The organism is Halobaculum litoreum (assembly GCF_030127125.1).
GTDB lineage: Archaea > Halobacteriota > Halobacteria > Halobacteriales > Haloferacaceae > Halobaculum > Halobaculum litoreum.
In genome coordinates this window covers 485904-499099 of sequence record NZ_CP126156.1, presented here as the reverse complement: position 1 = coordinate 499099, position 13196 = coordinate 485904, and the positions used below count along the sequence as shown (strand labels likewise).

The window sequence follows — 13196 nt, the reverse complement described above, 5'->3', positions numbered from 1 at the left end:
CATCCGCGGGTGGTCGGCCAGGAACTCCGTCATCGTGGTGTCGCTTTCGGACATCGTATCTTCCAAGAACGTTGCATATGAATTCAAGATATCGGAAACATTCTGATAACACCCGATCAGAACCAACTAACGATAATCGGAGTATATAAATCGAACACGGATCGCCGGCCGTGGCACACGTTTTATACCGCGCAACGCGCAACGGAGAGGTATGCCCCAGTGTGAGATGTGCGGCGCGGAGAAGGCGTCGCTCACCACCACGAAAGTCGAGGGCGCGGAGCTCGAGCTTGTGTTCGGACTGCTCGGACTTCGGCACCGAGGTGCGCACGGAGAGCACGTCCTCGGCCTCGACGAAGTACTCCACCTCGTCTTCGTCTTCGTCGTCCTCCTCGTCGAGTTCGTCGTCCTCCTCCTCGTCCTCCTCGTCGCGGCGTCGGCGCGACATGTTCGACGACATGGACACCGTCGCCGCCGACTACGACGACCGGATCCGGCAGGCGCGCGAGGCGACCGGGATGAGCCAAGAGGACCTCGCGAAGGACATCAACGAGAAGGCCTCCGTCATCCGCAAGCTGGAGCGGGGGGGACATCCTGCCGTCCGACGAGGTGCAGCGGAAGCTCGAGCGCAAACTCGGCATCTCGCTGGTCGAAGGGGAGTCCGTCGACGACGCCGACTGGGAGAGCTCCTCCTCGGGGAGCATGACCCTCGGCGACGTCGTCAAGCGCAACGACAACTGACGGCCCGCGGGGCGCGGTCGGTTCGAGACCGCCCGACCGCGAACGCTGTCGCGACCGACGCCACTTTTCACCGGCGCCCACGACACACCGGTCGTGAGCGACTCCGATACCCTGATCCTCGTCAACCTCAAGGCGTACCCGTGTGACCCGATCGAGATCGCCGAGGCGTGCGCGAGCGTCGCCGCCGACACCGGCGCGCGGATCGCCGTCGCCCCGCAGGCGGCCCACCTGTCGGCCGTCGCCGACACCGGCGTCGAGACGTGGGCCCAACACGTCTCGCCCGTCGAGCACGGGAGCCACACCGGTTCGACGCTCGCGGAGGCGGTCGCCGACGCCGGCGCGACGGGCACGCTGATCAACCACTCCGAGAACCGGCTGAAACTCGCCGACATCGACGGCTCGCTCGCGGCCGCCGCGCGCGCGGGACTGGAGACGTGCGTCTGCGCCAACAACCCCGCGCAGTCCGGCGCGGCCGCCGCGCTGGGGCCCGACGCGGTCGCGGTCGAGCCGCCGGAACTCATCGGCGGCGACGTGTCGGTCGCGTCGGCCGACCCCGCTATCGTGGAGGACTCCGTGGCGGCCGTCGAGGCGGTCGACGCCGACGTGGACCTGTTCTGTGGCGCCGGCGTCTCCACAGGCGAGGACGTCGCCGCCGCCGGCGAGTTGGGGGCGACGGGCGTGTTGCTCGCCTCCGGCGTCGCGAAGGCCGACGACCCCGAGGCGGTGCTGCGGGACCTCGTCTCCGGACTGTAACCCACGCCGACCGAGACCGGCTTCTCGATCACGACCTACGGTGCCCGATTTCGTCGACCGAGGCAGCCACAGCGATCGTGACTCGGAGCGACGGACGCGCTCGATTCGTCGGGATCGCGCTCCGGCGTGGCAGCGGTCGCGTCTCGGCCCGCCGCTCAGGCCTGCCGGACGTCGTGTTCGAGGACGCCGACGCCCTCGACTTCGACCTCGACGCGGTCGCCGTCCGCCAGCGGGGCCACGCCCGCGGGCGTCCCCGTCGAGACGACGTCGCCCGGTTCGAGAGTCATGTACGCCGTGATCTCCGCCACGAGCTCCGGGACGGAGAACATGAAGTAGTCGCGCGAGGAGGACTGGCGGGTCTCCCCGTTCACGCGCAGTTCGACCCCGGCGTCGGCCGGGACGTGTTCGGGGTCGGCGAGGCACGGGCCGATCGGCGCGGCGCCGTCGAACGCCTTGCCGCGCACCCAGTTCTGCTCGCGGTTCTGGTCGTCGCGGTTGGACACGTCGTTCAGACAGGTGAACCCCGCGACGTAGTCCATCGCCTCCCCGGCGGCGACGTTGCGGGCCTGTTCGCCGATCACGACGGCGATCTCCGCCTCGTGATCCACACGGTCCTTCCCGGCGGGGAGGGTGACCGTCGACCCGGGGTCGGCGACGGCGTTCGGGGGCTTGAGGAACAACAGCGGGCGGTCCGGCACCTCGTTCCCGAGTTCCTCGGCGTGGTCGGCGTAGTTGCGGCCGACACAGACGATCTTCGACGGTTCGCACGGCGCGAGCAGGTCCACGTCGTCGCGGTCGGTGTCGAACGCCGTTCCCGCGGCGGTCACGACGCCGTCGTCGTACCTGCCGCGTCGGACCGCCCCGGCCGGGTCCCGAATACGGGCGTATCGCATGCCCGCCGGGTCGGCCGGTCGCGGCTTAGTCGTTGTGTGTCGCGCGCTCGCCACAACGACGGCGCCGTCGCTGTGGGTCGCGAAAAACGGAGAACCGCGGTTCGTCGGCAGGTCTACAGTTCGATAGCCTGCTTCTGCCCGAGCGACTCGGGGACGGTGAAGCGGATGCTCGTGGTCGCGCCGGACATCGTGTTGATCTTGATCGTGACTTCGGAGCCCTCGGCGAGGTTGTTCGGCGCCGCGGCCGGACCGTTGCTGTAGTCCTGGAGCTCGAACTCGATGTTGAAGCGGTCGTCCGCGTCGTTGAGCACGGTGTCGGAGTTGTCGGTGTTCTTCACCGCGTGCGTCTTGAACTCCCACCCGGTCTCGGTGGAGTCGGTGTGCGTCAGCGTCTCGGTCCCCTGCGGGCCGATCCAGTTGATCGTCGCGTTCGAGAGGTCGATCTCGCCCGCCCCGGGCGCCTGCGTGACGGTGACGTTGACGGTGTGGATCGTGCCGTCGGACTGGTTCACCGTCCCGGTCGTGACGACCTCCTGGAGGCGGTTACTGACCTGCTTACTGCTCTGTTGTCCGGTCTCTTGCGACTTGCTCTGGAGGAAGCCCGCGGTGTTGATCAGGACGCCGGCGGCGATCGCCGCCACCAGCACCATCGCGATGAACACGATGAGTGTCCCGATACCGACCTGCCCGCGCTCTTCCTCGTCCGTGATGAATTCGAACATGTTGTGGTCTCGTCCCGCCCGCTCGCGGCGGTTACCACTGCCGAAGGGGGTCTCCTACAAATACCTCGGCCACGAGGAATCAGAACTGATATCGAACCCGACGCTACCGGACCGTCGCGTCGGTGATCCGCGCGAGCCGGTCGGCCACGGCGTCGTCGAGCCCGGCGTCGGTGACGCGCCAGCGCCAGTTGCCCGTCGCCGTGCCCGGAGTGTTGAACCGGGCGTGGCTGTCGAGGCCGAGGAGGTCCTGCATCGTCGTCACCGCGAGCGTCGATTCGGAGTTCCACACCGCCTCGATCACGTCCCACTCGATCTCGGCGCCGTCGGTGCCGAGGTTGTAGTGGAGGCAGTCGCGCTGTTCGTCGCCCAGCGAGTCGTAGTAGCCGACGACGGTGTCGCTGTCGTGTGTCGAGGTGTAGCCCACGGAGTCCTCGGGGTAGTGCATCGGCTGGTAGAGGTGCCCCTGCTGGCACCAGTCGGCGTACTGGGGGACGCGCATCCCGGGGATGTCGAACGCCTCACGCAGCGAGGCGCTCTCGGCGTCGAGGAAGCCCAGGTCCTCCGCGACGAACGGCAGTTCGCCGAACTCGTCGCGGACGGCCTCGAAGAACGCGTGGCCCGGCCCCTCGCGCCACTCGCCGGCGGAGGGGTCGTCGCTGTCGGCGGGGATCGCCCAGAACTCGTCGAACCCCTTGAAGTGGTCGAGGCGTGCGTAGTCGACCAACTCGAACAGCCGACGGAGGCGGCCGAGCCACCAGTCGTACCCCGTTTCCGCGAGATGGTCCCAGTCGTACACCGGGTTCCCCCACCGCTGGCCGCTGTCGCCCATGTTCGGCGGGACGCCGGCCACGGCCGCGGGGCGGTTGTCCTCGTCGAGGTCGAACGCCGCCGGGGCGGCCCACACGTCCGCGGAGTCGAGGGCGACGTAGATGGGGAGGTCCCCGAGCACGTCGATCCCCCGCTCGGCCGCGTACGCGCGGACGTCGGCCCACTGGCGGTCGAACGTCCACTGGCAGAACGCGCGGAAGGCGACCTCGTCGGCCAGGTCCTCCCGGTAGTCGGCGAGGGTGTCCGGGTCGCGCGTGCGCACGGGTTCGGGCCACTCCGTCCAGAGCTCGCCGCCGAACTCGGCTTTCAGCGCGCGGAACAGGGTGTAGTCGGCGAGCCAGTCGGCCTCGCGCTCGCGGTAGTCGGCGAAGGCGGCATGGTCGTCGGGCGACCCCTCCGCGCGGAACCGGTCGAACGCCGTCCGGAGGCGGTCCAGTTTGAACGACGCCACCGCCTCGTACTGCACCTCGTGGGGGGAGAAGCCGGCGTCGTCGGCCGCGAGGTCGCCGTCGGCGAGGTAGCCGCGGTCGGCCAACTCGCGGAGGTCGACGAGGAGCGGGTTGCCGGCGAACCCGGAGAACGTCTGGTACGGCGAGTGGCCGTGGATGCCCGCGGTCGGCCCCAGGGGACACACCTGCCACACGGTCTGGTCGGCCCGGTCGAGGAAGTCGATGAACGAGCGTGCGCCCGCCCCGAGGTCGCCGATGCCGTGGGCCCCCGGCAACGCCGTCGGGTGGAGCAGGACGCCGCTGCGTCGGTCGAATCGCATTGGCGGGCCAAGGCGGCCGGGGCGTATGAAGTGTCGGGTCTCTCGGTCGCCCGGGCGGCGCCAGCGCCGCGTTCGACGCCCGGGGACTAAGTACCGGTCCCGCGATACGACTGGCAATGACGTACACGGTCCTGATGCTCGGGTGGGGGTTCCCGCCGAACGTGACCGGCGGGCTGGACACCGCCGTGGGGGAGCTGTTCACCCGACTGGACGAGCGCGAGGGGGTCGAGGTCGAACTGGTCCTCCCGGCGGAGTACGCCCCCGACGGGTGGGAGAACATCCACGGCGTGCCGACGGGCGACGGCGACATCATCACCCGGATCGGCCGCCTCTCCGGGGCGTTCGTCGAGCGCGCGGCCGACGCGGACGTCGTCCACACGAACGACTGGTTCGGCTACAACCCGGGATCGCGCGCGCAGGCCAGCCACGACGTGGAGTGGGTCACGACGTTCCACTCGCTGTCGTCCGACCGCAACACCGTCCCGCCCGAGCGCGAGAAGCGCACCGAACAGCGCGTCGTGAACCGCTCGGACCACCTGCTGGCGGTGAGCGAGTTCACGGCGGGGAAGATCAAACACGAGTACGGCCGCGACGCCGAGGTCATCTACAACGGCTTCTCGTCGGTCGAGCCGACCGGCCGGGACGTCAAGGCCGAACTCGACATCGACGGCCCGATGCTGTTCTTCGTCGGCCGCCACACCGACCAGAAAGGGCTGTCGTACCTGCTGTACGCGCTCCCGAAACTGGCGCGCGACGACGTGACGCTCGTCATCGGCGGGACGGGCCACCTCACCGACCAGCTGAAACGCTTCGTCGAGCTGCTCGACATCGAGGACCGGGTCGAGTTCGTCGGCTACCTCCCCGAGGAGGAACTGGGCGACTACTACGCGAGCGCGGATCTGTTCGTCTCGCCGTCGCTCGCGGAGCCGTTCGGCATCACCATCGTCGAGGCGCTGTCGGTCGGCACCCGCGTCGTCGCGGGGCCCAGCGGCGCCGCGGAGGTGCTTCCCGACGACTGCCTCATCGAGGTGGAGCCGAACTCCGACTCGATCGCCGACGGGATCGACTACGCGCTGTCGCTCGACACCCCCATCGAGTACGAGGTGCGCACGTGGGACGAGGTCGCCGACGAGCACGTGGCGTTCTACGAGCGGATCCTCGCGGAGAAGCGGCGCGACGACGCCGAGTGAGCGGTCGCGGGACCGGCCGGGCTACCGGAGGAGCCGGAAGTCCGTGACGGGCTCCGGGTGGACGATCCGGAAGCCGTCGGCGGTGGGTTCGAGGCCGACACGGTCGGGTGTCGGGCCGCCGCGCTGGTACGGGCTGTCCGACTCGCCGGGCGACTGGTACGGGCTGTCGCTCGCGACCGACTGGTAGGGACTGTCCGACACCGACTGGTACGGGCTGTCCGAGGTCCGCGGGCCGGTGCCGTACGCGTCCTGACGGGCCGCCTCGCCCGACTCGGGGGGCCGCCGGAAGTCCTCGGGCGGGAGGTAGATGTGCTCGCCCGAGGCGGACTCGACGACGACGGCGGCGTCGCGGTCGCCGGTGACGAGGACGGTCGTGCGGCCGCCGGCGATGTCGACCTCGACGGAGACCGGGCGGTCCTGTTCGGGGGTGGCGTCGTCGTCCGCGGCGGGCGCGTCGTCTGGGGTCCCCTCCATACTCCGACATCCCCCGCGGTCCACTTAGGGGTTCCCCGACCCCCCGTAGGTACTGTCCCGGGCGAAAGAGCGAAACCGTCGCCGAACAAGCCACTCGGCATGGAACATCCAGGACACCCTCGCGTGTGCGCCGTGGGCGAGTCCGTCGAACTCGCTCCCCGCGATCCCGATCCCAGCGTCGACTACGAGTGGCGAGTCGTCGAGGCGCCGACCGGCTCCGAGGCCGACGTCGACGGCGACGAGGCCGTCCAGTGGTTCACGCCCGATGTCGCCGGGCGGTACCGCCTGCGGCTCTCCGGCGGCGGGCGGAGCCACGACCTCACCGTCCGCGCGTTCGCCGCCGAGACCGCCCCCACGGCGAACTGGGCGGGGCTCCGGCGCCAGCGGGATGTCCGGCGCCAGCGGGCAGTCGGGCTCCGCGCGGGAGGTCGGGCAGTCCGGCGGGGCCAGCGGCTCCGCGCGCGCCGGCATCGGCGGGCGCGGCGGCGTCGAGCGCCCGCGCGTCCACCTGTCGGTCGAGGTCGACGACGACGAGGTGCGCGTCCGCGCGGCGGTCGACCCGGACGAGCCGGGGACCGAGGTGGCGTTCATGCTCGACGACCGCGACGAACTGACCGAGGCCGACGTCGCCGTCGACGGCCGGACGCTCACCGTCGCCCGCGACCGGCTCCCGGAGCGGGCGCGCGTCTACGCCGTCGCCGTCAGCGACGAGGCGTACGGGGTCACCGACGCCGTCGACATCCGCCGCGAGACGCTCGCCGACGGCGGGGCGGTCCGCGCCGACAGCGCCGCCGACGGCGTCCTCGTCGACCGGCCGTACGACCCGCCCGAGTGGGCGCTCGACGCGACCATCTACGAGGTGTACGTCCGCACGTTCGCCGACCCCGAGCACGACCGCAAGCCGTTCGAGGCGATCCGCCAGCAGCTCGACCGCCTCGACGAGCTGGGGGTCGACACGCTGTGGCTGACGCCGGTGCTCCAGCACGACGGCGCCCCGCACGGCTACAACATCGTCGACTTCTTCGAGATCGCCGCCGACCTCGGCGGCCGCGAGGAGTACCAGCGCCTGATCGACGCGGCCCACGAGCGGGGCATGAACGTCCTGTTCGACCTCGTGTGCAACCACTCGGCGCGCGACCACCCGTTCTTCGAGGACGCGTACCACAACCCCGACAGCGAGTACTACGACTGGTACGAGTGGCAGGAGAACGGCGAGCCGGGCACGTACTTCGACTGGGAGCTGATCGCCAACTTCGACTTCTCGTCGCTGGAGGTGCGCCGCCACCTGCTCGACGCGGTCGACGAGTGGGCGCCGATGGTCGACGGCTTCCGGTGTGACATGGCGTGGGCCGTCCCCAACGGCTTCTGGACGGAGGTCCACGACCGCGTGAAGGCGATGGACTCGGAGTTCTTCCTGCTCGACGAGACCATCCCGTACATCCCCGACTTCCAGGCGGGGCTGTTCGACATGCACTTCGACTCGACGACGGCGTTCACGCTCCGCGAGGTCGGCGCGGGCAACGAGCCGGCCGAGGCGGTGCTCGACGCCGTCGACCAGCGCCGGAAGATCGGCTTCCCGGACCACGCGTCGTTCATGCTGTACCACGAGAACCACGACGAGACGCGCTACCTCGCCTCCTACGGGGAGTCGGCCGCGTTCGCCTCCGCCGGGGCGCTGGCGACCCTCCCCGGGGCGCCGATGGTGTACGCGGGGCAGGAGACCGGCCAGTTGGGCCGGCGCGACCAACTCGACTACGAGAACGCCCGCGAGGACCTCACCGAGCACTACCGGCGGCTGCTCGCGCTGCGGGGCGACCACCCCGCGCTGGCCCACCGGGCGTCGCTGGAGCGGGTCGACTACGAGGTGCGCGAGGGCGCGGCCGACTCCGTCGTCGCGTACCGCCGCGAGGCCGCCGACGGCGAGGCCGTCGTCGTCGTCCTCAACTTCGCCTCGGGGCCCGCGACGGTGGCGGTCGACGCCGCCGTCGACGGGACGGACCTCGTGACGGGCGAGTCCGTCGTCGGCGACGGCGACGGCGTCGTCGTCGACGACGTGGTCGTGGTGCCGGTCGGGGCGTAAGGCGCCCCGCCGGACCGCGGGCGCCCGTGCGGCCGGGTCGCCGGCCGTCCGCGGAGCCGTGCCGCCGGACCGACGGCTGAGTGTGCCCTGCTCACGTACCGCGGAGTCTTTAACCACGGGAGTAGTTGCACGGGTGAATGCGGCTTCGAACGGCACTCAACGACTACAAACGCGACCGGGGGCACGGCGCCACCGGCACCGCCAGCACTGTCGACGGTGCGCTCTCCGGACAGGGGGAGCGGCTGGTCCACGTCGCTCCCTCCGGCGCGATCCGGGACTTCTCCTCGTCGCTGTCGGGTCTGTCCGGGATCGACCGGTCGCGGTTCGGCATCGAGACCGGCGACCGGACCTTCTGGTTCGACGAACTGGAGACGGTCCGCCAGCACTACTACCGCGAGACGACGCTCGTGGAGACGGAGTACGACGCCGGCGAGTTCACCGTCCACCAGTACGACCTCACGCTGGGACGCGAACACCTCACCCACGTCGAACTCCGCGGGTCGATCCCGCCGGAGGCCCACCTCGTGGCCTTCCTGACGCTGGCCCCCGAGGGCCAGGAGACGCGCGTCGGCCGGCTGATCCACGAGGGCGCCGGCCCGCTCGACGGCGACGCCGTCGAGGTGTTCCACCGGGAGGAACACGACTACGTCACCGCCTCGACCGGCCTCAGCGACGTCCGCGCACAGATCCCCGAACGGTTCGAGGAACTGCTGAACCCCGACCCCGTCGCGCTCCCGCGCGAGGGGGCGATCAACCGATACGAGGACACCCACCTCAGCGGCGACGTCGTCGTCACCGCGCCGCTGGAGCGTGCGGGCCGGGGGCTGCGGACGACCCTCGTCACCTCGCTGGCCGACGACGACGAGCGCGACGCCGCGCTGGCACGCCTGTGTGACACCGCCATCGAGCACGCCGGCGCCGACGAACTCCGGACCGTCGCCCGCGAGCGCGCCACCGTCTCGGTCCCCGAGGAGACGCGCCGCAAGCGGACCGTCCGCTCCGACCTGCGGGCGCTCGACCTGCTCGAGGCGCCCAGCGGCGCGCGGATCGCCGGCCCCGAGTTCGACCCGTTCTTCCGGAACTCCGGCGGCTACGGCTACACGTGGTTCCGCGACGACGCGCGGATCTCCCAGCACCTGCTGGAGTCGAGCCGCGACCTCGGCCTCGGCGTCGACGTCGAGGCGTTCGCCCGCGCCGCCCGCTTCTACTGCGACTGCCAGCAGTCGGACGGCTCGTGGCCCCACCGGGTGTGGGCGGTCGACGGCTCGCTGGCTCCGGGGTGGGCGAACGCCCGCGTCGAGGGGCGCGCCGACTCCGACGAGTACCAGGCCGACCAGACCGCGCTCACCGTCAACTTCCTCGCGACGTTCCTCCGCGAGTACGACGAGGAGCTGCCGACCGCCGACGAGCGCCGGATCCGCGAGGCCGTCGCCGCCGGCGTCGACGCGCTCGAGGAGGCGCGCGGCGACGACGGGCTCCCCGGCGGTGTCAGAACCTCTGGGAGGACATGGCCGGCCAGTTCACCCACACCGCCGCGACGTTCGTCGAGGCGTACGCCGCCGTCGCGCGCGCGCCGGTGAGCGAGGACCTCCGCGAGCGCGGCCGCGCGGGCGCCGAGGAGACGTTCGACGCCCTCGACGAGCTCTGGGACGAGGAGGCCCGGGCGTACGGGATGCGGCGCACGGACGATGGTCTCGACGACCGCCTCGACGCCGCGACGTTCTCGGTGGTCGACGCCGTGCGGGCCGTGGCCGCGGTCGACGGCCTGCACGTCACCGAGGCGGACGTCGACCGGGTCGCCGACCACCTCCGGGCGGCGCTCGACGGGCTGTACCGCGAGGCCGACGAGTCGAGCGTCGCGGGGCTGATCCGCTACGAGGGCGACAACTGGCGCACGGAGGGCCAGGACGGCGAGAAGGTCTGGACGCTCGCGACCGGGATGGGCGCCGCCGGGGCCGCGGGGCTGGGCGCGCTGCTGGCCGAGCGCGGCCGCGAGCAGACCGCCGAGTGGATGTTCGACCGCGCGGCCGAACTGTACGCGCTGCTGGAGGACGACGGCCCGCTGACGACGCCGACGGGCTACCTCCCCGAGCAGTGGTACGACGACGGCACGCCCGACAGCGCGACGCCGCTGGGGTACGCCCACGGGTTCCGCCTGCGGGTGACGGCCACGCTGGCCGAGACGACGCGCTGCCGAGCGCGGCGGCGCCGCCGACGGCCCCGAGCGACCGGCCGCGCTGGACGACCGGCGAGAAGTTCGGCGTCGCCACCGTCGCCGACCACGACGCCAGGGACGCCTCCCGGGTGTGGTTCACGATGACGGAGGGGGCGCTCACGGAGGTGCGCTTCCCGCGGGTCGACCTCATGAACCTGCGGACGCTGGACTTCATCGTCTCGGCGAGCGACGGCGACTACACCGTCCGCACCCACGTCGAGGGGCGCCGCTCGGACGACGACACCGTCGAGCGGCGGGTGGTCCCGACGGCCGACGACGCGCTGTTGTTCGCCCACGAGATCACCGAGACGGGCGACGGCCGGGGTCACGAGTGGACGCTACGCGTCGAGTACGCCGTCGACCCGAACCACGACGCGCTGGTGGCGGACATCGACTTCCGGTCGGACGACCGCACCGAGTACGACGTGTTCGCCGTCGCCGACACCGCGCTCACGAACACGGGGAACCGCGACCGGGGGCTCCGCCTGGGTCAGCCGGGGAGCCACCACCTGGTCGCGCGCGACGCCGAGGCGTACACGGGCGAGTCGGGCGACGCGATGCTCGTCGACGAGGACGGCAACGCCTACTCGGTCGCCGTGGCGATGGCGACGAGCGACCGGTTCGACTGGGCGACCGTCGCGGCCGCCGGCAGCGACGACCTCTCGACGCTGTTCACGGAGGGCGCGGTGCCGACGACGCGCTCGTCGGTGGACGACGACAACGTCGTGCTCGTCGGCCGGGTCGGGTCCGGACGGCGGACGACCGAGACGCTCGCGCTCGGGTTCGCCCGACAGGCGGACGCGTCGGCGGCGCTCGGCGAGGCCGTCGGGGCGCTCGCCCACGGCTACGAGACCGTCCGCGAGGCGTACCGCTACACGTGGCAGGAGTTCCTCGCGGAGAAGCCGCTGCCGGACTCCGTCTCCGGCGACGCGGAGCTCGCCGACCAGTACCGGGCGGCGCTGATGACGCTGCGCGCCGTCGAGGACAAGACGTACCGCGGCGCCTCCGTCGCCTCCCCGTCGGTGCCGTGGGGCGAGGCCGTCCACGCCGACGAGCAGAAGGGGTACGGCTACAACTTCGTGTGGGCGCGCGACCTCTACCAGGTGTTCACGGCCGCCGAGTTGACCGGCGACATCGAGACGGCCATCGACCAGCTGGAGTACATCTACGAGTACCAGCAGGACGAGGACGGGTTCATCCCGCAGAACACCTACCTCAACGGGATCACCCGCTGGGGCGGCGAGCAGATGGACAACATCTCGTTCCCCGCGGTGATGGCGTACCACCTCTGGGAGAACGGGGTGGAGTTCGAGGACACCCTGTACGGGTACGAGAACGTCCGTCGCTCGGCCGACTACGTCGCCCGCAACGGCCCGTTCAGCGCCCAGGAGCGCTGGGAGGAGGAGTCCGGCTACTCGCCGTCCTCCATCGCCGCCGAGATCGCCGGGCTCGCGTGCGCCGGGAAGCTCGCCGTCGAGAGCGGCCACGACGCCGACGCGCTCGTGTGGCTCGCGCTCGCGGACCGGTGGGCCGACGAGGTGGAGACGTGGACCGCGACGACGACCGGCACCGACCGCCACACCCACACGCCGTACTACGTGCGGGTCACCCGGGACGGCGACCCCGACGCGGGACACCTGCGCACACTCGCGAACAACGGGCCCCGCCTCGACGAGCGGGACATCATCGACGCCGGGTTCCTCGACTTGGTCCGGCTCGGGATCAAGCCGTGGGACGACGAGACGGTCCGCAACTCCGTGCGGGAGGTCGACGACACCATCCGCGTCGACCTGCCCGCGGGCGCGGCGTTCTACCGCTACAACGGCGACGGCTACGGCGAGCGCGACGAGGGTGACGTCGGCGCGCCGTGGTCCGTCGAGAACCACGGGAAGGGGCGGCTGTGGCCCCTCCTGACCGGCGAGCGCGGGGAGTACGAACTGCTGGCCGACGCCGAGGGGACCGGTCGCGGGGAGGACTTGGAGCCGGCGGCGCTGTTGCGGACGATGCAGCGGTTCGCCAACTCCGGGCGGATGATCCCCGAGCAGGTGTGGGACCGCGACTACCGCACCGAGTACGACTGGGAGTACGGCGAGGGCACCGGGAGCGCGACGCCGCTGGCGTGGTCGATGGCCCAGTACGTCCGCCTCGCGCACGGCATCGACGCCGGCGAACCCGTGGAGACGCCGACGTTCGTCCGCGAGCGCTTCCTCGAACGGCGCCTCCACGACAGCGACGAGAAGCCGGCGCTGCGCGTCGACACGAACTTCCAGGGGAACACCGTCGTCGTCTCCGGCGAGACGACCGGCGAGCGCGTCGCCGTGACGACGCCGGTCGACTCGGCGATCCTCACCCCGACAGACGGGGAGTTCGAGGCGACCCTCGACATCGGCTACGGCGAGAACGACATCACCGTCGCCGCCGCCAACGGCTCCGACCTGGAGCGCGCCGCCACCACCGTCACCCGGTTCACGGTCTGAGGGATCGACCGGCGGCCGCCCGGGCGGCCGCACGATACACCTAGTATTTCCTAGTTC

Annotated in this window: 7 protein-coding genes and 3 pseudogenes; 5 read left to right on the top strand and 5 right to left on the bottom strand. The window is 71.3% G+C overall.

Features of this window, described 5'->3' with window-relative positions; genetic code table 11:
- Window positions 1–126 precede the first annotated feature (126 nt).
- The gene (locus P0R35_RS16805; protein ID WP_490396508.1) at window positions 127–261 is read right to left on the bottom strand and encodes a hypothetical protein; all 135 of its coding nucleotides are present in this window, start codon (window positions 259–261) and stop codon (window positions 127–129) included.
- Between P0R35_RS16805 and P0R35_RS02670 the strand changes: the two are divergent.
- A pseudogene (locus P0R35_RS02670) lies at window positions 212–738 on the top strand (multiprotein bridging factor aMBF1). The gene P0R35_RS16805 and the pseudogene P0R35_RS02670 sit on opposite strands and share 50 nt — an antisense overlap.
- A gap of 93 nt (window positions 739–831) precedes the next feature.
- On the top strand, window positions 832–1491 hold the full coding sequence (gene tpiA / locus P0R35_RS02665) for a triose-phosphate isomerase (RefSeq protein ID WP_284013703.1): 660 nt from the start codon (window positions 832–834) through the stop codon (window positions 1489–1491).
- Between the two features lie 155 nt (window positions 1492–1646).
- Here the strand turns inward: tpiA and P0R35_RS02660 are convergent, their stop codons facing one another.
- The 3 genes from P0R35_RS02660 to malQ all read right to left on the bottom strand — a co-directional run bounded on the left by P0R35_RS02660 (window position 1647) and on the right by malQ (window position 4703).
- Window positions 1647–2384, bottom strand: a complete 738-nt coding sequence (locus tag P0R35_RS02660; protein WP_284013702.1) for a fumarylacetoacetate hydrolase family protein — start codon at window positions 2382–2384, stop codon at window positions 1647–1649.
- 113 nt (window positions 2385–2497) lie between these two features.
- A complete protein-coding gene (locus P0R35_RS02655; protein ID WP_284013701.1) occupies window positions 2498–3106 on the bottom strand; it encodes a flagellin in 609 nt (202 codons plus the stop codon).
- Window positions 3107–3209: 103 nt separating this feature from the next.
- Window positions 3210–4703 (bottom strand): 4-alpha-glucanotransferase, encoded by a 1494-nt coding sequence (malQ, locus tag P0R35_RS02650; RefSeq protein ID WP_284013700.1) that lies wholly within the window; start codon window positions 4701–4703, stop codon window positions 3210–3212.
- A 116-nt stretch (window positions 4704–4819) separates the two neighbouring features.
- Between malQ and P0R35_RS02645 the strand changes: the two genes are divergently transcribed.
- Window positions 4820–5893: a glycosyltransferase family 4 protein gene (locus tag P0R35_RS02645; RefSeq protein WP_345782756.1), complete on the top strand. Its 1074-nt coding sequence runs from the start codon at window positions 4820–4822 to the stop codon at window positions 5891–5893.
- Between the two features lie 21 nt (window positions 5894–5914).
- Here the strand turns inward: P0R35_RS02645 and P0R35_RS02640 are convergent, their stop codons facing one another.
- Window positions 5915–6367 (bottom strand): DUF7510 family protein, encoded by a 453-nt coding sequence (locus tag P0R35_RS02640; RefSeq protein WP_284013699.1) that lies wholly within the window; start codon window positions 6365–6367, stop codon window positions 5915–5917.
- A 99-nt stretch (window positions 6368–6466) separates the two neighbouring features.
- Between P0R35_RS02640 and malA the strand changes: the two are divergent.
- Together malA and P0R35_RS02630 are read left to right on the top strand one after the other, a co-directional pair.
- A pseudogene (gene malA, locus P0R35_RS02635) lies at window positions 6467–8447 on the top strand (alpha-amylase MalA).
- Between the two features lie 137 nt (window positions 8448–8584).
- Window positions 8585–13139 (top strand): annotated as a pseudogene (locus P0R35_RS02630) (DUF7997 domain-containing protein).
- Window positions 13140–13196: the final 57 nt, after the last annotated feature.